Raw genomic sequence first — 21,519 nt, 5'->3', positions numbered from 1 at the left:
GCCTACCGCGCCTCCTGCTCGCTGTCCGGGACCCGTGCGGCCCACGTCGGCTGGCGGTCCGGCCGGTGCCGGCCGATCCCGTTCTGCCGGGCGGACCGGTCGTTCTGACCGCGCAGGGCGGTGTGCAGTCCGTCCCAGAGCGTGCCGTCGGTCCGGTCGCGCCGATCGGGGTCGATCAGCACCACGCCGATCACCGCGATGCGCTGGTCGGCGAGCTGCCGCGCCACGGTGTGCAGCCAGGCGGCGTTGCCGTGCCCGGCCCGCACGACCAGCACGGTCTGCGTGCCGAGGTACCGCAGGTCGGTCCACGCGGTGCCGGGCGCCACGGAGCCGACGCCGATCGCGCGCTCCTGAGGCGGTCGGGCCCCGGCACGCTCGCCGCTGACCACGGTTGGGTCTCCCGGCTTCTGGCGGCGCTCGGAGAGCTGCGATCCGGGCAGACCGTCGATGACGACGACCGGCCCATCCGCCGCCAGTGACCGGGCGAGGTCCAGAGCGATCACCACCGTGGTGCGCGCACAGCCGAGTTCCAGCAGCGAGACCCCTTCCTCGGAGCCGCGCACGGTCCGCACCAGGAACCCGGTGAGGCGTTCGCCCGCTGCCCGGTTCCGTCGGCGGTGCCACACCCTGGGCGACCGGGCGGGCAGCTCCGCGATGACGGAGGCACCGAGGCTCGCCGAGATCTCCCGGCGCAGCACGGGGCGGTCCGCCACCACCGCGCTGACCGAGGCCACCGCAAGCCCCAGGACGAGTCCGAGGACGAGACCGATCGCGGCGTCGGTGGCGGCGGCCTTGGGCAGCGAGTGCCGCACGGCGTGCGGGGCGTCCACGATCTGTGTGCCGGCGATGAGCTGGGGCGTGCCGACGCTGGCCTCCGCGGCCCGCTCGCCGAAATCGGTGATCTTCGAGGTGAGGTCGGCGCGGCGGGCGAACAGCGTCTCCAGATCCGCCGCCGTCTTCGTCCCGCTCGCCGTCGATCCTTCCCCGATCGCCTTGTTGACCTTGGCGAGTTCGTCCCGCAGCCGGTCACGCTGGCTGCGGAGGGCCTGGGCCTGGGCGTTCGAGGTCTCCTGTATCCGCCGTACATGGTCCGCGACGAATGCGTCGGCCAGGGCCTTGGCGCGCCTCTCCGCCTGGACGTCGCTGGTACCTGTCGCGGTGATCTGCAGCAGGTTGTTGGTCAGGCCGATGCCGCTGTAGTCCCGCATGAAGGTCTCCGGCTTTTCCGGGGACTTGAGGCTCTTGAGGGCGGCATTGGCGATTCGCGTGGTATGCAGCAGCGCGGCGTCGGTGCGGATCAGTGTTCCGGGGTCGGTCGGCTGGTCCTCCGCGTGGGCGACCAGCACCTTGGTCACCGCGGTCGGAGGCGCCGGCATCAGGATCGCCACCGAGGCCCCGATCAGCAGGCCGATGAGCGCCAAGGCGCCCCACAGGCGCCGGCGCCTGCGCACCGCAACCACCAGTGTGTGCAGGTCAAGGAGCGGGGCGGCGGCCGTCGACTCCGACGTGGTGCTCGTCGTCACGCTGAACCTCCCGTTCCGTGCCCGGGCACCGCGAGCGTCAGGGTGGCGTCGTCCGGAAGCTGGCCGGCGGATCGCGTGGGATGGGCCAGGACCAGGCCGGCGACGACGATGCCGACGACCTCGAGCCTGGCGTCCGCACACGCCTCGGCGATGCCGGCGAGTTCCTCCGCGGTCCAGCGGCCTGCGCTGAGGACGACCAGGGCGCCGGACTCCGTGTCGCGGTCCGGCACTGTCGGCTGGTCCACCGAGACCACCACCACGCGCAGCTGCAGACCGTTCTTGGCTTCGACGGCGAGCTGCCCTGCGGCCCGGCGGGCGGTCTCGTCGCCGTCCGGTACGACGACCAGCAGCTTCTGGGCTCCGGGCAGTCGCTCCTTCAGGCGAGTGCACACCCGCCGGTAGCGGATCCGACTGCCGGCCTGGTCGCCGGACTTCCGCGGAGCGGGCATGTCCCACCGTGTGTCCGTGCCGAGGAGGCGGCGGAACAGGGCTCGTGCCCCCCCGCCTTTCGGCCGGCGCGCCCGCTTTTCAGCGGGCACGTCGACGGTGCCGAGGAGCGTCGAGCCCAGCGCCGCGGCGATCTCCGGTTCGGTGCGCAGCCGGCGGTTCATCCGCGCGGCGACGAGATGGCCGATGAGGGCGACCACGAAGAACAGCAGCGCGCCGGCGACGATGAGCTGCAGCCTTGTGGGTGGCGCCTCACCGGTCGGCCTGGGGGCCGGACCCATGACGACCATGCCTGCTTTGTCGGTGGCAGGGTCGGCCTGGTCCAGCTTCTGCACGGCGTCCTCCAGCGAGCTGCGCAGCTGCTCGAGCTCGGTGCGGGCTTGCACGCTCTCCACGGTCTGTCCAGGATCCGCCGCCTTGGCCAGCTCACTGATGCGGCGGTTGATCTCCGCCACCTGCTTGCGCAGTGCCTCCGTCCCCGAGGCCGCCGGGTCGGTGCTGCTCGCTGAGATCCCCGTCGCGAAGGCGACGAACTGCTGTGCCACCTGGTCGGAGAGCTGCTGTGCGCGCGCCGGGGTGTCAGCCGTACCCGAGATCTTGATGATGTTCCCGTCCGCCGCCTTGGCGCTCACCCGGTCCTGCAGCTTTGTGCCGCTGACGCCGGACCAGTGCAGGGCGGCGGCCGTGCGGTCGAGCACCGCCGAACTGGTGGCGATGTCCACCTGGGTCAGCAGCTGGCGGTCTTCCCACTGCCCCGACAGCAGCACTGGTGCCGACGCGGTGTATCGCGTGGGGAACACCGCCACCGAGGCGCCGTAGCCGACCAGTGCGCCCACCATGGCGAGGGCGACCAGAAGTCGCCACCGCCAACGCAGTATCCGCCCGATGGTGGCTAGGCGGATCGTGTCCTCATTCAACGCCGCTGCCTCTTCCCCGTGCGGACCGGGTCGCCCGCGGATTCCGTGGTTAGATCGCGGCTCGCGGCGGCGTAGGCGGCGAGAAGCGAAGCTTGCGAGTTGCGCCACGACAGCGGACCGCTGATCCGCTCCTGGCCGATGCCGCCCATCCGGGCCCGCTTCTCCGGGTCGTCCAGCAACACCGTGATCAGCTTGGCGAACTCGGCCTCGTCGTTGGCGGGCGCATAGACGGCGGCGTCACCGGCGGACACACGCGCCTCCTTCAGGTCGAAGGAGACGATCGCCCGGCCCATCGCCATGTACTCCAGGACCTTGTTCATGGTCGACACGTCGTTGAGCGGATTGCGCGGGTCGGGGGAGAGGCACACGTCCGCGGTGGACAGGTAGCGCACCAGGTCGGCGTCCGGAATGCGTCCGGTGAACTGCACCTGCTCGGTCAGGCCGAGCTCCCGGGACAGCTCCACCATCGCGTCGAAGGCGTCGCCGGAGCCGACGAACACCGCGTGCCAGTCGGTCCGCCCGAACTCGTCGCGCAGCTTCGCGAGGGCGCGCAGGGCGTAGTCGACGCCGTCCTGCGGGCCCATCACGCCGAGGTAGCAGAGCAGATGAGGCTTGCCGCGCTTCAACTCCGGCTCGGGCGGCACCGGTTGGAACCGCTCGATCTGGGGCGCGCTGCGCACCACGAAGACGTCCTCCGGGCGCTTGCCGCCACGGCGCACCGCGACGTCCCGGTAGCTCTCGTTGGTGGCCAGCACGATGTCCGCGGTCCGGTAGGTCCGCCGCTCCAGCGCGCACACCGCGCGGTAGAGCAGGTCCTCGCCGCGGTCGAACCGGGAGAGGTACAGCTCGGGCACCAGGTCGTGCTGGTCGAAGACGAACCGCGCGCCGCGCCGCTTCAGCCACAGCGCAGGCAGGAAGAGCAGGTCGGGCGGGTTGCAGGCGTGGACGACGTCGACCGGGCCCACCTTGCGGGCGAGCCGGGCCGTGTGCCACAGCGCCGATCCGTACTCCCGCAGATAGCCGGCCGGTCCTCCGGTGGCCGCGCGCAACGGGTAGCGGTGGATCCGCACCCCGTCGATCTCGGCCTCGGCCTCGGTGTCGCGTTTGCTGCCCTGCGGGCAGATGACGTGCACCTCCCAGCCGGCGTCGCGCAGCGTCGTGCACTCCTGCCACACCCGCCGGTCGAACGGCACGGACAGGTTCTCCACCAGGATCAGCGCGCGCGGGCTCGACCCGTCACCGCCGACTGCGTTACCAAGCAAGGCCCATGTATCCCGGTTCGGTCCGGCGCACGTCGGCGTCGGGAAGGCGGACGAGGTCGACGATCAGCGGGCCGTCACCGTGGGGGAGTGCCGACAGCACGGCCGGGTCCTTGGTCCCGACCAGGCACACCTCGGCGTGTTCGAGGACGTCGTCGACGGAGTCGGCGAGCAGCTGCGCGAGGTGCGGCAGCCGGGTCTCGATGTACTCGCGGTTGGCGCCGATCAGCCGGGACAGGCTCACGTTGGCGTCGTGGATCCGCAGGTCGTAGCCCTTGCCGTGGAGCCTCTCGGCCAGCTCGACGAGCGGGCTCTCACGGAGGTCGTCGGTGCCGGGCTTGAAGGACAGCCCGAACAGGCCCACCCGGCGCTTGCCGGTCCGCTCGACCATGTCGACCGCGCGCTGCAGATGATCGGAGTTGGAGGGCAGCACATGGGAGAGGATCGGCACCGACACGTCGGCCCGCTGCGCCGCGTACACCAGGCTGCGCAGGTCCTTGGGCAGGCAGGAACCGCCGAAGGCGAAGCCGGGGCGCAGATAGGCGGGGCTGATGTTCAGCTTGCGGTCGGCCAGGAACACGTCCATCACCTGGTGCGAGTCGACCCCGAGCGCCTGGCACACCGCGCCCAGCTCGTTCGCGAAGCCGATCTTGAGGCCGTGGAAGGCGTTGTCCGCGTACTTGATCGCCTCGGCCGTCGGGACCGGCACCCGGAACACCTCGCCGGGCAGGCCCTCGTACAGCGCCAGCACGGCGTCGCCGCTCGCCGTGTCGAGCTCGCCGATGACGGTCTTGGGCGGGTCGAAGAAGTCCCGCACGCTCGTGCCCTCGCGCAGGAACTCCGGGTTGACCGCGACCCCGACGTCCACCCCGGCCGTGCCGCCGACGTACTTCTCCAGGATCGGCACCAGCAGGTTCCGGCAGGTGCCCGGGAGCATGGTGCTGCGGAACACGACGGTGTGCCGCCCGCCCCGCTCGGCCAGGGCGGCGCCGATCTCCTCGGTGACCCGCTCCAGGTACGTGGTGCACAGGCTGCCGTTGGGCTCCGACGGCGTGCCCACACAGACCAGCGATATCTCGCTGTCCATGATCGCCTCGCGGACGTCGGTGGTGGCGCGGAGCGCGCCCGTCCGTACGACCTCGGCGGTCAGTTCGCCGATCCGCTCCTCTACCACCGGCGCCTTGCCGTCGTTGACCAGGTCGACCTTCACCTGGTTCACGTCCACCCCGATGACCTCGTGGCCCATGCTGGCCAGGCACGCGGCCGACACGCAGCCCACGTAGCCGAGCCCGAAAACGCTGACCTTCATGACCCGTTCCTCCCCCCGGGCAGGCCCTTGTGGCCTGCGTTCGGCACACCAGCCGGACGATGCTCCCCGCGCATCAGTAGGCTCCCTGCCCGTGGATCACCGCGCGCAGGGTCTTCCACAAGATCACTGTGTCCAGGGCCAGCGACCAGTCCTCCACGTACCGCAGGTCGAGGCGGACCGCCTCCTCCCACGGCAGGTCGCTGCGTCCGCTGATCTGCCACAGGCCGGTGAGCCCGGGCTTGACCAGCAGCCGTCGCCGGATGTCCGGACCGTAGGCGGCGGACTCCTCCGGCAGCGGCGGCCTGGGACCGACGAGCGACATCGATCCGGTGAGCACGTTGAACAGCTGCGGGAGTTCGTCGATCGAGTACCGGCGCAGTACCGACCCCACCCGGGTGACCCGCGGGTCCCGGCGGACCTTGAACAGAACTCCCGCGCCCTCGTTGAGGTCGGCCAGTTCGGCACGCGCTGCGTGGGCCCCTGTGACCATCGTGCGGAACTTGAGGATGGTGAACTCGCGTCCGTCCTTGCCGACTCTGCGCTGGCGGTAAAACGCCCCACCCCGGCTGTCCATCATCACGAGCAGGGCGACGAGCGCCATCAGGGGTGCGAACAGCAGGAGCAGAATCATTGCGCCGACCCGGTCCACGACCGCTTTGACCGCCCTGCGGCCTCCGGTGAAGGCCGGCATGCTGACCCGCAGCAGCGGGATACCGAGCACGCCGTCGACGTGCAGCCGTGGTCCGGCCACCTCCATCAGCACCGGGGCCACGATCATCTCGGCGTCGCTGCCCTCGAGGTTCCAGGCCAGCCGTTGCAGCCGGTCCGGTGACCAGTGAGCGTCGGGCGTGACCGCGACGACGCGGTAGCCGTCGCGGCGGACGCGCTGCGCCACGTCCGACAGCCGGCCGACGATCGGCACTCCGTCCAGGTGGTCGCCGTCGATCTCGGAATCGTCCGTCGTGCACACCCCGTCCACCCGCCAACCGAGGTGCGGGAACTTGCGGGTGCGGGTGATCAGGTCGTGCACGGTGGCTGGGCTCCCGGCTGCGAGCACCGGTCTCAGGCAGCGGCCTTCCTTGCGCTGTTTGTGCAGCCAGAGGCGCAGCAGATAGCGCGCGATCATGGTGACGACCGCGATCGCGGGGATCGCGACGAAGATCCAGAGCTTGATGTTGCGTGAGGTGAGGGCTATGCCGCCGAGGGCCAGGACGACGGTCGCCGCGAACAGCGAGCGGCCGAGCCGGCGGAATTCCTCGGCGCCCTGGCCGAGCACGGCCGGAGCCCACGCCCGCCCCACCCCGAGCGCCCCCAGCACGAGCAGTTCGGTGCCGAAGGCGAGAATGTCCCACTTCTCATGCCAGTTGGCCGCGTCCCGGGCCCCGAAGAACTCGCCGATGGCCGTCACCACGATGGCGGTCGCCACGGTGTCGCTGGTGATCACGGCACGCCGGTACCGCTGCTCCCAGGCGATCGCGGGCTGTTTCATGGTCCCGTTCGGTACATGCTGGGGTGCCGACGGAAACGAGTTGACTACTCCCCCTTGACGCACAGAACCCCCCAGGTTCCGCATTGGTTCGACGTGTTCGCCCAACACCGTTCCTCCCGCCGGGAGGGCCCCACACCCCCCGTGCTGTTCCTCCCCTGGGGAGGCCCCCGCCCCCCAGACGCATGACATCCGGCTGTTTCAGCGCTACTCGGGCAACTCGCCCTCGCGCCAGCGCAGTCGTATGTCCTGCCAGCCTTTCGGGGCGCGTCGGACCCCCCGAAACCTCGGCCGCTCTCGGAACCCAAGCCCCCCGGGTTCCGAGAAATGATCACCCCCACGTCTGGCGCCGAGGACGCGTTGACTGGCTTTGCGCAGCGTTGGACCAATGGACCCACTAGTGGTCGCCTCGTGTCCGAACCGCCGAAGCAAGGTCAATCTAGACCATGGGAACCGGTGTGAAGAGAGGATGTGTGTAATTTGTGTTGAACATTTGAGCCTTGTTTCTTCCGGTGGTGACCGGCCTCGCGTGGCCTGATGTCACCGTGTGCTCCAGCGAACATGAGCGGCGGCTGACCGGACGCGTGACTCGTTGTGCTCTCCGAGGACCGCCCTTGACCTGCGCTGAGCAGGCAGGGAGCAGACAGATCGGGAGTTTCTCCACAGGTCAGGGCCCTGCGCCGCTCATCGCCCTGCTCGGAAGGCGTGATGCGTGGCTGGACAGCGACCGTCACCCGCCTCAGTGCGCGGGCCGTCATCCGTTGCTTTCCTCAGCCAGGGTCGCCCGCACCCGCTGCTCCTCACGAGCAGAGCCGAGGTCCCGTTCCAAGGGGGTGCGGCTCACGGCTGTCGCGAGGTCCTCCAAGGCCCGTTTTTCCAGTTCCGCCTCGCGCCGCACGACCTGGCTCCCCTTGTCGGCGGCGTCCTCCCACGTGTGGAGCGCCTCCGCCAGGCGTCCCCAGTACGGATTCCTGTGCTCGCGCACGGCGACCGCCGCCTTCGCGGTGTCCGCCTCCAGGGCCTCGGCGAACCGCTCCGCCTCGGGAACGACCCGGCTGCCGGCTCGCGGGACGTGGCTCTCCATCAGCATCGCCGCGCGGCCGAACCCCTTGAGCGCCTCCTGCGCCTCCTGCGCCTCCCGCGACGTCAGACCCCTGGGGCGGACCGGTTCCTGCCGTGCCCGGTCGTATGCCTCCTGCCAGGCGGCACGTGCCCTTCTGCTCTCCAGCAGCGCCCGGCGCATATCGGCGTGATGCTCCCGGGTCGGTTCTGCGTAGTCGCGGAGCACGGCGGCGGCGTAGCGGCCGTTGGCGGCGAGCCAGTCCGCGAGCCGGCCCGGCAGCCGGGGGGTCTCCCATGCGGGGAACACCACGTACGCCAGCATCGCCAGGGCCCCGCCGAGCAGGGTGAGCACCACCCGCTCCGGGACCGTCTGCTCCCATGCCTGACCGCCCATGCCCAGCAGGAAGACGACGTACGTGGCGGTGAAGCACTGGGAGTAGGCGTAGCCGGTACGGTTCAGCGTGTACGACAGGCCCGCCGAGACCACCGCCAGCGCGCCGGACACATGGGCGTCCGGGCCCAGGGCCCGCACCACGCCGGTGGCGAGCGCGACCCCCGCCAGCGTCCCGGCGAGACGGGCCACCGCACGCGCGTACGTCCGGTGGAAGTCCGGCCGCATCACCATCACCGAGGCGATGGGCGCCCAGTAGCCGTGGCCCAGGGGCAGCCGGGCGGCGATCAGATAGCCGAGCGTGGCCACGGCCGCCAGGCGGACGGCGTGCCGGAACACAGGTGAGTCCCGCCGGAGTTCACGACGAACCGCCCGGACGACGACCGGGACCAGCCGGAGCATGGTCGGGCGTACCAAGAACCGGGCGTCGGCGGGGCCGGGCGGCGTGGACGTCGTCCGCCGCGCGCAGCCGCTCCCGGCGATCTCCAACGCCTCGCCGAGCAGTTCCACGAGTCGCTCGGCGGCTTGCCGCGCGGGGCCCTCCAGCACCTCGTGCTCCTCGTCGACGCGCAGGACGTCCATGCTCTCGGGCCGCACCTCGGCGGGAGTGCCGCGGCGGATCGAACGGGCGGCCGCATCCAGCACGTCGCCGGCCGCGTCGAGCAACTCCCGCGCGCGGTCCCGCCCGGGTCCCTCCGCCGGGGCACCCACGTCCGGGTCGGCTAGCGCCGCGACCACTGGCCGAATGCGCTCGGCGAGTCCCCGGGGGCCGTGCAGGACAGGGGGACGGGTGCGGGCCTGCGACGGCGTCACGGCAGCCGCGTCCCGGGCCGTCATCAACGGCTCCGGGTCGAACGGGGCGGTCGGGTCGTGCCGCAACCGGCGGGCGTAGTCCGCCACGGCGGCCAGGGCGTCGGCGAGCGCGTCACGATGGGCTCCCCAACGCCGGATCGGGAACAGCAGGATCAGCACGGCCTGCGTCACGCCCCCGAGCGCGATGATCCCGGCGTGCTCCAGGGCTCGCCCGACGCTCGTGGGCAAGGTGATGGTCACCAGCATGCTGCCCACGGTCGTCGCTGCGACGATCCCAGCGGTCGATCCGACGGCCCACGCCATGCCCGCGGCGAAGGCCCATACGGCCAGCAGCGGCAGGAACGTCACGAGTCGCCCCGCCGCCAGATAGCCCACGAAGGTGCTGAGCGCCAGACCCGCGCCCGCGCCGAGCGCGACCACTTTGCGTGGACGCCAGCTGCGTTGGAAGGTGGCCCCGCCCGCGGAGTAGGCGCCGAGGGCGGCGGACGCGGCGTAGGCGGGGGAGACCAGCCACAGTGTCGGCCCGATGACGATCGCCACCCCAGCGGCCGCGCGCAGTGCGAGCAGGGGCTCCAGCCGGGTCTCCTCGATCGTGAGCCCGGATCGCACGACCTCCCGGAAGGCCCGCGGCCACGTCACGGGTGTCCGCCCCGCCGGGACGCCCTGCCGGGTCGCGTCGGCCTGGTCGAGGTGCGGCAGCCGTCGGGCAAGGAGGCCTCCCAAGCGGCTCGCTGACTGGCCGGCGGCCGCCGTCGCTTCGCGGGGTGCTGCCGCCGCGGACGGGGGAACGTCGCGGCATGGTGGTGAGGGAGAGGGCGCAAAGAGCCTGACCCTCGGAAGTTCTGCGACGGGGTCCGTGGCTCCGCCCGCCTCAGCGGACCGCTCCACCTCGATCAGGTGGACGGTGGTTTCGCCACCGGCCCGCCAGGCGGAGCTCCGGCGCTTCGGCGGCGTTCCGGGCGGGTCCCCCTCGCCCCCGCGGCGAAACAACCACGCACCGACCGATCAGCGGAACCTCCGGTCCCGCACGCCCACCAACCGAGGGCACATCTGGGAAGGGAGAGGGATGCACCGAGGTGACGCCAACGCCGCCTGACGTGTGAGCGGGTCGGTGACGGCGCCTGTCGCGCGGTTCCCGGCGCGATCGGGTACTCAGGGACGATGGACAAGGATGCGACCGATCCCTTCGTGCATGTCCGGGGCGCCGGTGAGAACAACCTGCGGAACATCGATGTCGAGGTTCCGCGGGATGCGATGGTCGCCTTCACCGGCGTCTCCGGTTCGGGCAAGTCCTCGCTCGCATTCGGCACGCTCTACGCCGAGGCCCAGCGCCGCTATTTCGAGTCCGTGGCGCCGTACGCCCGAAGGCTGTTGCAGCAGGTCGGCGCACCGCACGTGCAGGAGATCACCGGACTGCCACCGGCCGTGGCCCTTCAGCAGCGACGCGGGTCGCCCAGCTCGCGCTCGACGGTCGGCACCCTCACCACGCTGTCCAACCTGCTGCGCATGCTGTACTCCCGCGCCGGCACCTATCCGCCCGGTGCCGCACGGCTGGAGGCCGAGTCGTTCTCACCCAACACCGCGGCCGGCGCCTGCCCGGAGTGCCACGGACTGGGCGTCGTGCACGACGTCGCCGAGGACCTGCTCGTCCCGGACCCCTCGCTGAGCATCCGCGAGGGGGCGATCGCCGCCTGGCCGGGCGCCTGGCAGGGCGCCAACCTGCGCAGTGTCGTGAACGGCCTGGGCATCGACATCGACCGGCCGTGGCGCAGGCTCAGGAAGAAGGACCGGGACTGGCTGCTGTACACGGACGAGCAGCCCTCCGTGTACATCGAGCCGGAGGAGGACCGCGTCGACTACGGCTACCAGGGCAGGTTCTGGAGCGCCCGCAAGCACGTCATGCACGTCCTCGCCGATTCCAAGAGCGAGAAGATGCGCGAACGGGCGCTCCGGTTCGTCAGGAGTGTGCCCTGCCCCGCGTGTCACGGCAGCGGCCTGCGGCCCGAGGCGCTCGCCGTGACCTTCGCCGGACGTTCCATCGCCGAGATCAACGCGATGCCGCTCACCGAGGTCGTGGCGCTGCTGCGGCCCGTCGCGGGGCGGTCCGAGGCGGACGCCACCACGTCGACCGCCCGATCCGGGGAGACGACCGAGGTCGCGGTCCGGATCTGCGGCGATCTGGTCGCGCGGATCGACGTACTGCTCGACCTGGGCCTCGGATATCTCGGCCTCGGGCGCCGCTCGACGACCCTGTCGCCCGGCGAGGCGCAGCGCCTGCGGATCGCCACTCAGCTGCGCTCGGGACTGTTCGGCGTCGTCTACGTCCTCGACGAACCCTCCGCGGGCCTGCACCCGGCTGACGCGGAACCACTGCTGGACGTGCTGGACCGCCTCAAGGCTGCGGGCAACTCGCTGTTCGTCGTGGAGCACGACATGGACGTCGTGCGCCGGGCGGACTGGGTGGTCGACATCGGCCCCGGCGCGGGCGAGGGCGGCGGACGCGTGCTGTACAGCGGTCCGGTCGCCGGTCTTGAGCGGGTCGGGGAGTCGGCCACGAGCCGGTACCTGTTCGGGCGCGCACAGCGGCTCGATCACCGCCCGCGCACACCGGACGGCTGGCTGCACCTGCGCGGCGTCTCCCGCCACAATCTGCAGGACGTGTCCGTCGACGTACCGCTCTGTGTGCTGACGGCGGTGACGGGCGTGTCCGGTTCCGGAAAGTCGACGCTGGTGACGCAGGTGCTCGCCGAGGTCGTCCGCGGCCACCTCGGACTCGTGCCCGAGGAGCCGGACGAGGCGCAGTTGGAGGTCGACGTCCAGGACGCGTCGGGGGTCGAGTCGTTCGACCGGCTGGTCCGGGTCGACCAACGGCCCATCGGCCGGACTCCCCGGTCCAACCTGGCCACGTACACGGGGATGTTCGACGCGGTGCGCAAGCTGTACACCGGGACGGACGAGGCCAGGGCGCGCGGCTATTCGGCCGGGCGGTTCTCCTTCAACGTGCCCGAAGGGCGGTGCGAGACCTGCCAGGGCGAAGGATTCGTCGCGGTGGAACTGCTGTTCCTGCCCGGCACCTACGCGCCGTGCCCGACCTGCGGCGGCGCCCGGTACAACGCCGAGACGTTGGAAGTCACCTACCAAGGCAAGAACATCGCGGAAGTACTGGCGCTGTCCGTCGACGCCGCCGCCAAGTTCCTGTCCGCCATCCCGGCCGCCTCCCGCAGTCTGGAGACGTTGCGGGAGGTGGGACTGGGATACCTGCGGCTGGGCCAGCCCGCGACGGAACTCAGCGGCGGTGAGGCGCAACGCATCAAACTCGCGACCGAACTGCAGCGAGCCCGCCGCGGGCACGCGCTGTACCTGCTCGACGAGCCGACCGCGGGGCTGCACCCCGCGGACATCGCGCTGCTGCTGCGCCAGTTGCACCGGCTCGTCGACGCCGGCAACACGGTCGTCCTCGTCGAGCACGACCTGGACACGATCGCCACCGCCGACTGGGTCATCGACCTCGGTCCGGGCGGCGGCGACGCGGGCGGGCGGGTGGTCGCAGCCGGGCTGCCGACCAAGGTGGCGAGGGCCCGCCGCAGCGCCACGGCGCCCTATCTCGCGGCCCGGCTCGCGCGGTCCTGACGACAGAATCGCGATCGCGAATCCCCGGGCATCTGCGGCGCGACCCGGTGACCGGGTGGTCTCGCGCGTCGGCGCGGTGCGCGAGTACGCCGACTTTGCGGCAACCGGGGGACCCGACCTGCCGCGGCTGTCCCGCAGCCCGGCGTGAGCGGTCGCGTGTGGCAAGGATGATCCCATGCACATGGTGATCGCGGGTGGACACGGAAAGATCGCGCGCCGGCTGACCCGGCTGCTCTCGGCGCGCGGCGACAACGTCACAGGGCTGATCCGCAACCCGGACCACGCCGACGACCTGCGCGCGGACGGCGCGGAACCGGTGGTGTGCGATCTGGAGCACGCCTCGGTGGACGAGGTGGCCGGCCACCTCGGCGGCGCCGACGCGGCGCTGTTCGCCGCGGGCGCCGGACCGGGCAGCGGCGCGGCCCGCAAGCAGACGGTGGACCGGAACGCGGCCGTCCTCCTCGCCGACGCGGCCGAGCGCGCCGGGGTGCGCCGCTTCCTGGTGATCTCCGCGATGGGCGTGGACAGCCCGCCGCCGCCCGGCACCGACCCGGTGTTCGCCGCCTACCTGAAGGCCAAGGGCGAGGCGGACGCCGACATCGCCTCCCGTCCGGGACTGGACTGGACGATTCTGCGCCCGGGGATGCTGACCGACGACCCCGGCAGCGGCCGCGTCACGCTCGCCGAGCACACCGACCGCGGCCAAGTGCCGCGCGACGACGTGGCTGCGGTGCTCGCCGCCCTGCTCCATGAGCCCAGGACCGCCGGGCGCATCCTCGAGCTGATCAGCGGCTCCACCCCGGTCGAGGAGGCGGCGCGCGCGGTGGCCGGCGGCTGACGCCGCACTCCGCCCTCGCCCGGGTGCGGGTCATGACGCACACCCGGGCGTTTTCAAAGGCGTTGCGCAGCGAGGACGACACGGTGTTCCGCAAGCTGAGGGGCATCTCCGCGCCGAGCGGTACACCCTTCGAGCACAGGTCGATCGGCTACGCCTTCGGTTACGTCGAGGCGACGTCGGAAAAGGGGCACCTCGAGGAGGTCCGGGACAAGCTGGGAGGATGGAGGTGAGCCACGAAGGAGGCCCGTCATGAAATCCGGAACTCCTGATTACGACGCCTGGTACTCGCGCACACCTTCGCAGGCCGAGGGCGAGCGGGACGAGACGGGCGAGCGTACCGCAACGGAACAGCACCCGGACGTCCCCCGGAGCGAGCCATCCCAGGCGGAGGGCGAGCGGGGCGACGACGCCTAGGCGGACATGGTGAAGTCCGCAGCGGTTCGGTAGCGCCCCCGAAGGGGCGCGGGGTACTGCGCGACCGGCCACGACGGCGCCGCGGACGACCGACGGCACAGCGCGGAGCTTCCAGCGGAGCGCTTAGCGCACTGGACGACCCGTCGGTTCCAAACAGCTCGGGTAGGCCGCCCGGGAGGGGGTACCCCTGTGGCCCGAGGCCCGCGGCGACATGCCGCTCGGCCTCTGAAGGCTTCGGGGGACGGAGTGATCCCATGGTCGGCAGTCGGGTGCACAGCCTGTACAACCGCTACTCCGACCGGAAGAGCAGCCTTTCGCGGGGCAGCGCCGGGCGGCACACCACCGCCGCCGCGCGCACAGGATTCCGTCTGCCCGCCCGCACCCCGGCCGACCATGCCCTCCATGAACTGGTCGCGCTCTCCCACGCCCTGTTCGACACGCCGGACGAAGGCCAGATCCTGCGCCTGGCCATGGACCACGTGGCCGCGGCGGGGCCGTACAACGCCGAGGCCGGATACCTCAAGGTGGGCGGCGACCTAATCCCCAGCCCGAGGAACGGGCAGACGCATGCCTTGTCCGTGGGCCGGAGGGTGCGGGAGCTGGCCGGGCGGGACGGCAGCGTGACCGTACCCGGCAGGCCCTGGGGGCGGGCCCTGGGGCTGCGCGGACCCGAGGGACTCCACGGCTACCTCGTGGTGACGTCCCGCTCCCGGCCCACCAAGGCCGAGCGATCTCTGCTCGCCACGCTCGTCCGGCACACCGCTGCTGCACTGTCGGTCGCCTTCGCACAGCGCCGCGGGCGCGAGGACGCGCTGGATCTGCGCCGGCTGAGGGAGGAACGCACAGCCCTCCAGCGGCAGCTGATCTCCGTGGTGGCCGAGCTGGGCTACGAGCGAGCCGTTCACGCCCTCATGGCCGACGTTGCCGCCTCGGGTGGCGGCGAGGAAGCTGTCACCCGCGCACTGCACAGGCTCACCGGGCTTCCCGCGCTGGTCGAGGACCGCTTCGGTCGGCTGAGGTTCTGGATCGGCCCCGGCTGCCCGGATCCCTATCCCGAACCGGACCCCGTCCGCCAGGAAGAAATGCTGCGCGCCATCGGCAAAGAGGCCGGACCGGTGCGGATAAAGGACCGGCTGACCACCCTCGTCCGTCGGCACGGCGAGATCCTGGGCGTGCTGGCGCTGGTCGATACCCGGGCCGAGACCGACGAGCACACCGTGTTCGCGCTCGGACATGCCGCCACGTCGCTCGCCCTGGAGCTGGTGCACCTGCGCAATCTGGCCGAAGTGGAGCTGAGGCTGCTCCGTGAGCTGGCCGACGACCTCCTGGCAGGGACGGATGAGACGAGCGCCTACGCCCGGTCCGAGGCTGTCGGACACGACCTGCGCCGAAGCCAGTACATCGTCGTGGTGCAGTGGTCGAACCGGACTGCGGACGATTCCTTCGCGCAGACCGTGGGTCGTGCGGCCTCCGCGGTGGGCATGCGCTCGCTGCTGACCCGCCGCTCCGACCACGTCGTCCTCATCGCCGGCGACAGGCCGCACGCCCGCGCGTTGTACGAGGCGCTCGCCCGGGAGACCGGAACACGGTCCGGGACGATCGGGGTGAGCGCCCCTTGCAACTCCGTGAACGACATCCCCCACCGCTACCAGGAGGCGCAGCGCGCCCTGGAAGTGCGCCGCCACTCCCGCGAGCGCTACGGCACGTCGTTCTTCGACGAGCTCGGCCTCTATCGCATCCTGGGACCCGGCAGCGGTCACCGGGAACTGGAGACGTTCGTCCAGGAGTGGCTCGGGCAGCTCATCGACTACGACTCCCGGCACCACGCGACCATGGTGGAGACCCTGTCCCGGTACTTCGACTGCGGCGGCAACTACGACGAGACCGCAGAATCCCTCGCGATCCACCGCAGCACGCTGCGCTATCGACTCCAGCGCATCCGCGACATCAGCGGCAACGACCTCGCGAACGTCGAGGACCGGCTGAACCTCCAGGTGGCGACCCGAGTGTGGAAGATCGTGCTGGGCGGATCCTGACGCCTCGCCGGAACCCTCATCCGCAGTCAGCCCAGCACTTCTTCGATCGGGGCGTCGACGTCCACGTAGCGCACGAGCTTGCGGTTCGCGAATTCAACGATGCCCACGTCGCCGAGTTCGCGCCCGTAGCCGGAGCGCTTGATGCCGCCGAAGGGCAGCTCAGGTCGGGACGCGGTCGGGTGGTTGATCCATACCATGCCCGCCTCCAGCCGGTCCGCGACTCCGCGAGCACGTTCCGGGTCGGCGGCGAAGACCGCGCCTCCCAGGCCATAGGGGGAGGAGTTGGCCAGTGCCACGGCCTCGTCCTCGTCGGCGACCCGGTAGACGGTGGCGACGGGGCCGAAGAGCTCTTCCCGGTAGGCCCGCATGTCCGGTGTGACGTCGGTGAGAAGGGTCGGCTCGACGAAGGCGCCCGGCAGGTCGGGCCGCCCGCCGCCCAGCACCACCGTGGCTCCCTTGTCCACCGCGTCCCGAACCTGCTCGATCAGCAGTTCGGCCGCGGCCTCGGAGGACAGCGGGCCGAGCGTGGTGGCGGGGTCGGCCGGATCTCCCGGTCGCACCTCGCTCATCCGGTCACGCAGCCCGGTGACGAAGGCGTCGTGGACGTCGGCAAGGGCGATGAAGCGCTTGGCCGCCACGCAGCACTGCCCGGTGTTGCCCATCCGGCCGAGGAACGCGGCGTACACGGTGCGCTCGAGGTTGTGACCGTCCAGCACGACGAAGGGATCACTGCCACCCAGCTCGAGGACGGACTTCTTGACGTTGCGGCCGGCGATCTCGCCCAGGCTCACGCCCGCCCGCTCGCTTCCGGTCAGTGACGCCCCCTGCACACGGGAGTCATCGATGATCTTCCCGACGTCCTTTCCCCGCACGAAGAGATTGGTATAGACCCCGGCCGGCACACCCGCATCCGTGAACAGCTGCTCGAGTGCCAGTGCGGACTGGGGGCAGCTGCTCGCGTGCTTGAGCAGGATCGTGTTGCCGAGGACGAGGTTCGGACCCGCGAACCGGACGACCTGGTACAGCGGGAAGTTCCACGGCATCACACCGAGAAGGACGCCGAGCGGCTCGTTCACCAGCACGGCGGTTCCCTCGGGCACCGGCAGGGGTCGTTCTTCCAGCAGCTCGGGGCCGTGCTCGCCGTAGTAGGTGAGGATGTCGCACGCGAGGTCGACCTCTGCGCGGCTCGAGTTGATCAGCTTGCCGACCTCAAGGGTCAGGAGGTGCGCCAGTTCCTCCTTGCGCTCCCTCATCAGCCGGGCGGCGCGCTGCACGAGGGCCCCTCGGTCGGCCGCCGAACGGGCACGCCAGTTTGGAAAGTTACGGTGCGCCGCGTCGATCGCGCGCCCTACGTCCTCCTCGCTCAGCGGAGGGAACTCACGAACCCTTTCACCGGTGTACGGGTTGACCGTGGCGATGGGGCTTCCCTGGGCAGTGACATGGGCGTCCATGACGCCTCCCTGGAGTCGGGGCACCTCGGGTTTCCACGCCCGGACCCGCTCACACGTGCTGACTCGTCCCATGCCACGGCAAGCTGTGGCACCCGGGTCCTGTGTGGTTCACGTCGAATCGGCAGAGCCGCCGCCCGAGTTCGGCCACGTCCGCGCTCTCGCGGGCATTCGATGCTGCTCTGCCAGGGTAGGAGGGGGCGTTCTTTTTCGGCCTGGGGTACGGAGGCGCTCAGCAGGCGGGCTCTGTGAATCTCGACGGGTAACAGCCGATGTAGGCGCCGGCGGGAGCCAACGATGCCGTCCGGTTCCCGGTGAGGAGGCGAGAGGCATGACCGTGATGGGTGTGTCGAAGTTCGAGAGGTTCTTCCGCGCCGCCGCAGGTCTCGATGTGGACAAGAACGACCTGAAGCGGTACGGCGACTTCGTCGACGCCAAGCTCTACGACCTTCTGGTCGTCGGCCAGGCGTCGGCCAAGGCCAACGGCCGGGACACCGTCGAACCGTGGGACCTGCCGATCACCAAGGGCCTCCAGGAGAGCATCCACCGGTTCCGGCGGCTCGACGAGGAGGTCGACCTGAAGCCGATTCTGGAACAGCTCGCTGCGCATCCTCCCCTCGACAGGACACCCACCCAGGAGACCGAAGAGCGCTATCCCGAGATCATCGGCGGTCTCAGCGTCGCCCTCGCCGAGACGTTCAAAGTCATGTACCCGGACGTCAAGAACCCGCAGACCAACCACTGGGAGGGCGCGACCGCGGTGTTCGACCGGCTCCTGTAGCGGACCCGCCCCGGTGCACGTCACCCATCTGAACCGGCATACCGAAGTCCTCGTCGGCAGCTCCGGCTGATCGCGCACACACACGCTCGGGGCATCTTCGGCCGTGACGGGCCGTCACGGGTGTCCTGTGGCCCCTGGCGGAAGCCGACGCGGTGCGCGGCCGCCGCCTGACTCCTGGCCCAGCATCCGCACCGATCTGCACAAACGCCGGCGCGGCGGTCGTCGCCGACCAGGAGGTGGTCGTCGACGGGCAGTTGGTCACCAGCCGCGGCCCGGCCGACCTGCCTGCCTTCTGCGCCGCAGTCGTGGAGCAGTTCGCCCAGGCGCACTGACCGGCCCGGGGGGTGGAGAGCGTGCCCACGTCCCCCGTGCTCCGCGCGGCCGCCGGGCCCGGCGTCGCGCAGCTGAGTCGAACGTCGCCATGCCCAGGGACAGGAGCGCCGCGGTGCGCCGTACAGCCCGGAGAGGAGGAAGGAGTCCTATGAGGTACCCGGCCGCGAGCCGAGTCCGAATCGCCGTCCCGCCTCCTGTCCTCGCAGACCGACCGCCGGTGCCACTTTTCGACCCGCCGGGCGCAGGCGGGTGACCGGACGAACAACCACCCTGGGGATGGTCGGGACCGCTCGGCGGTCCTCGGACGAAAGGAAAATCATGGCCGAGCAGGCCCGCAGTGCCATTGCCTCGTACGCGACGTACCAGGAAGCCGAACGCGCCGTCGATCATCTCGCCGACCAGGGATTTCCCGTTCAGAAGGTGGCCATCATCGGTCAGGACGTGCGCCTGGTCGAACAGGTGATCGGTCGCATGGGGTACGGCGAGGCCGCCCTCCACGGTGCGGCCTCCGGAGCGCTGCCCGGCGTACTCGTCGGCTGGATCTTCGGGCTGCTGAACTGGGTGAATCCGGTCGTCTCCGGTCTGCTCCTCGCCCTGTACGGGCTGATCTTCGGAGCGGTCGTCGGTGCGCTGCTCGCCCTGTTCCTGCACGCGGCCCAGGGCGGCCGCCGGGACTTCGCCTCGGTCCGTTCGATGGAGCCCAGCCGGTACGACGTGGTGGCGGACGAGGACGTCGCCGATGAGGCCGCCCGTCTTGTCGCCGAGCTGGACAGCAGGGCCGGTGCGGCCAGGGAGAGCGCCTCCTCCAGGGGCCGGCGCCCGCGCAGCGACCCCGCCCCCAGCTGAACGAGTCTCGAAGCCGGGCGGACAGGGCCCGGAGGATGAACGGTCGCCGACGGACGTCGACCGCCGCGGAAGGAGTTCCTCATGGCCAAGGCAGTGGGCATCGACCTGGGCACCACCAACTCGGTGATCGCCGTGTGGGAGGGCGGCGAGCCGTCCGTCGTACCCAACAGCGAGGGCAACCGGACGACACCGTCCGTGGTGGCCTTCACCGACACCGGCGAGCGCCTGGTGGGCCAGCTGGCCCGCCGCCAGGCGATCCTCAACCCCAAGGGCACCATCTACTCGGCCAAGCGGTTCATCGGCCGGCACTTCGACGAGATCCCCGACGAGGCCAAGGCCGTCGCCTACGACGTCGTCCCGGGAGAGAACGGCGAGGCCCGCTTCAAGGTGCGTGACAAGCTGTACGCGCCTGAGGAGATCAGCGCCCTGGTGCTGCGCAAACTCGCCGACGACGCCTCCAAGCAGCTGGGGGAACGGGTCACGGAGGCGGTCATCACCGTGCCCGCCTACTTCAACGACGCCCAGCGCACCGCGACCCGTGATGCCGGACGGATCGCGGGTCTGGAGGTGCTGCGGATCATCAACGAGCCGACGGCGGCCGCCCTCGCCTACGGCATGGACAAGAAGCAGCACGAGACGGTTCTCGTCTTCGACCTGGGCGGCGGCACCTTCGACGTGAGCATCCTCGATGTCGGCGACGGCGTGGTCGAGGTTCGTTCCACGGCGGGTGACAGCCATCTGGGCGGCGACGACTTCGACCGGCGTCTGGTCGACTACCTCGCGGACGACTTCCAGAAGGAGAACGGCATCGACCTGCGCAAGGACCCGCAGGCGCTGCAACGCCTGTTCGAGGCGGCGGAGAAGGCCAAGACCGAACTCAGTTCCGTCACTCAGACGCAGGTCAGCCTGCCGTTCATCACCGCCGACGCCTCCGGGCCCAAGCACCTCACCGACTCGATCATGCGGTCCACTTTCGAGCAGATCACCGGCGACCTGGTGGAGCGCTGCCTCGGTCCGGTAAAGCAGGCCATGGGCGACGCCAAGGTCGGCGAGAACGACATCGACGAGGTCATCCTCGTCGGCGGTTCCACCCGCATCCCCGCCGTCCAGGCCCTCGTGCGTCGGCTGACCGGCGGCAAGGACCCCAACATGAGCGTGAACCCCGATGAGGTCGTGGCCCTGGGCGCCGCGATCCAGGCCGGGGTGCTCAAGGGCGAGGTCAAGGACGTCCTGCTGCTCGACGTCACCCCTCTGTCGCTGGGCGTGGAGACGCGCGGCGGAGTGATGACGAAGATCATCGAGCGGAACACCACCATCCCGGTGCGCCGCAGCGAGACCTTCTCCACCGCCGAGGACAATCAGCCGGCCGTCGACATCGTCGTCCTGCAGGGCGAGCGCGAGCGGGCCGCCGACAACCGGGTGCTCGGCCGCTTCCAGCTCACCGACATCCGGCCGGCGCCGCGGGGCGAACCGCAGGTCGAGGTCACCTTCGACATCGACGCCAACGGCATCCTCAACGTCAGCGCGCGCGACAAGGACACCGGCAAGGAACAGGGCATCACCATCAGTGAGAGCTCCAACCTGGACCGGAGCGAGGTCGAACGCATGGTCCAGGAGGCCGAGAGCAACCGGGGCCAGGACCAGGCACTGCGCGAGGCCGTCGACGCCCGCAACGAACTCGACGCGATCGCCTACCAGGTCGAAAAGCGCGTGAACGAACTGGGCGACGCCGCGCCCGCGCATGAGAAGGCCCGTGCCGAGATGCTGGTGGGCGAGGCCCGTGACGCGGTCAAGAACGAGGCCGGCGTTGACAAGGTCAGGCCACTGATCTCCGAACTCCAGCAGGTCTATGCCGGGCTCGCAGCCCACCAGGCCGGAGCCGCGGCGGCGAGTGGTCCGTCGGACACCACCGGGCCGGACGCCTCCGGGCAGGGCGGTGCCGGCGCCGACGAAGACGTGATCGATGCCGAGTTCGACAAGGGCTGA

16 protein-coding genes are annotated in these 21,519 nt (G+C 70.8%); 9 read left to right on the top strand and 7 right to left on the bottom strand.

Features of this window, described 5'->3' with window-relative positions; genetic code table 11:
* Positions 1-2: 2 nt before the first annotated feature.
* From ACWCQ1_RS16320 to ACWCQ1_RS16295, 6 genes are all read right to left on the bottom strand, one after another.
* Positions 3-1,523: a Wzz/FepE/Etk N-terminal domain-containing protein gene (locus tag ACWCQ1_RS16320; protein WP_133046501.1), complete on the bottom strand. Its 1,521-nt coding sequence runs from the start codon at positions 1,521-1,523 to the stop codon at positions 3-5.
* The gene (locus tag ACWCQ1_RS16315) at positions 1,520-2,887 is read right to left on the bottom strand and encodes a YveK family protein (protein WP_358600858.1); all 1,368 of its coding nucleotides are present in this window, start codon (positions 2,885-2,887) and stop codon (positions 1,520-1,522) included. Before ACWCQ1_RS16315 ends, ACWCQ1_RS16320 begins: the two co-directional genes overlap by 4 nt.
* Positions 2,884-4,149, bottom strand: coding sequence for a glycosyltransferase family 4 protein (locus tag ACWCQ1_RS16310; RefSeq protein WP_451026747.1), 1,266 nt, complete (start codon positions 4,147-4,149; stop codon positions 2,884-2,886). Before ACWCQ1_RS16310 ends, ACWCQ1_RS16315 begins: the two co-directional genes overlap by 4 nt.
* Positions 4,139-5,455: a nucleotide sugar dehydrogenase gene (locus ACWCQ1_RS16305; protein WP_451026746.1), complete on the bottom strand. Its 1,317-nt coding sequence runs from the start codon at positions 5,453-5,455 to the stop codon at positions 4,139-4,141. Before ACWCQ1_RS16305 ends, ACWCQ1_RS16310 begins: the two co-directional genes overlap by 11 nt.
* 73 nt (positions 5,456-5,528) lie before the next feature.
* Positions 5,529-7,007, bottom strand: a complete 1,479-nt coding sequence (locus ACWCQ1_RS16300; protein WP_451026745.1) for a sugar transferase — start codon at positions 7,005-7,007, stop codon at positions 5,529-5,531.
* 688 nt (positions 7,008-7,695) lie between these two features.
* Positions 7,696-9,846, bottom strand: a complete 2,151-nt coding sequence (locus ACWCQ1_RS16295) for an FUSC family protein (protein WP_451026790.1) — start codon at positions 9,844-9,846, stop codon at positions 7,696-7,698.
* Between the two features lie 522 nt (positions 9,847-10,368).
* On the opposite strand from ACWCQ1_RS16295, the gene uvrA reads away from it, so the two are divergent.
* The 5 genes from uvrA (at position 10,369) to ACWCQ1_RS16270 (ending at position 16,125) form a co-directional block, all read left to right on the top strand.
* Complete coding sequence (uvrA, locus tag ACWCQ1_RS16290; RefSeq protein WP_133046506.1) at positions 10,369-12,837, top strand: excinuclease ABC subunit UvrA; 2,469 nt, start codon at positions 10,369-10,371, stop codon at positions 12,835-12,837.
* A gap of 175 nt (positions 12,838-13,012) precedes the next feature.
* Entirely contained in the window at positions 13,013-13,675 is a 663-nt protein-coding gene (locus tag ACWCQ1_RS16285; protein ID WP_451026744.1) for an SDR family oxidoreductase, read from the top strand.
* A 32-nt stretch (positions 13,676-13,707) separates the two neighbouring features.
* Positions 13,708-13,905, top strand: coding sequence for a hypothetical protein (locus ACWCQ1_RS16280; RefSeq protein ID WP_451026743.1), 198 nt, complete (start codon positions 13,708-13,710; stop codon positions 13,903-13,905).
* A 19-nt stretch (positions 13,906-13,924) separates the two neighbouring features.
* A complete protein-coding gene (locus ACWCQ1_RS16275) occupies positions 13,925-14,089 on the top strand; it encodes a hypothetical protein (protein WP_165954985.1) in 165 nt (54 codons plus the stop codon).
* Positions 14,090-14,343: 254 nt separating this feature from the next.
* Positions 14,344-16,125, top strand: a complete 1,782-nt coding sequence (locus ACWCQ1_RS16270) for a PucR family transcriptional regulator (RefSeq protein WP_451026742.1) — start codon at positions 14,344-14,346, stop codon at positions 16,123-16,125.
* A gap of 26 nt (positions 16,126-16,151) precedes the next feature.
* Here ACWCQ1_RS16270 and ACWCQ1_RS16265 read toward each other — a convergent pair whose 3' ends face one another.
* The gene (locus tag ACWCQ1_RS16265) at positions 16,152-17,576 is read right to left on the bottom strand and encodes an NAD-dependent succinate-semialdehyde dehydrogenase (RefSeq protein ID WP_451026741.1); all 1,425 of its coding nucleotides are present in this window, start codon (positions 17,574-17,576) and stop codon (positions 16,152-16,154) included.
* A 328-nt stretch (positions 17,577-17,904) separates the two neighbouring features.
* Here ACWCQ1_RS16265 and ACWCQ1_RS16260 point away from each other — a divergent pair, with 328 nt between their 5' ends.
* From ACWCQ1_RS16260 to dnaK, 4 genes are all read left to right on the top strand, one after another.
* Positions 17,905-18,354: a DUF1931 family protein gene (locus ACWCQ1_RS16260; RefSeq protein ID WP_451026740.1), complete on the top strand. Its 450-nt coding sequence runs from the start codon at positions 17,905-17,907 to the stop codon at positions 18,352-18,354.
* 125 nt (positions 18,355-18,479) lie between these two features.
* Complete coding sequence (locus tag ACWCQ1_RS16255) at positions 18,480-18,686, top strand: DJ-1/PfpI family protein (protein WP_451026789.1); 207 nt, start codon at positions 18,480-18,482, stop codon at positions 18,684-18,686.
* 319 nt (positions 18,687-19,005) lie between these two features.
* Positions 19,006-19,533, top strand: a complete 528-nt coding sequence (locus ACWCQ1_RS16250) for a general stress protein (protein WP_451026739.1) — start codon at positions 19,006-19,008, stop codon at positions 19,531-19,533.
* 81 nt (positions 19,534-19,614) lie between these two features.
* Complete coding sequence (gene dnaK / locus ACWCQ1_RS16245) at positions 19,615-21,519, top strand: molecular chaperone DnaK (protein WP_451026738.1); 1,905 nt, start codon at positions 19,615-19,617, stop codon at positions 21,517-21,519.

Source organism: Streptomyces sp. NPDC002144 (assembly GCF_053593695.1).
This window is presented reverse-complemented; position numbering and strand designations above follow the sequence as displayed.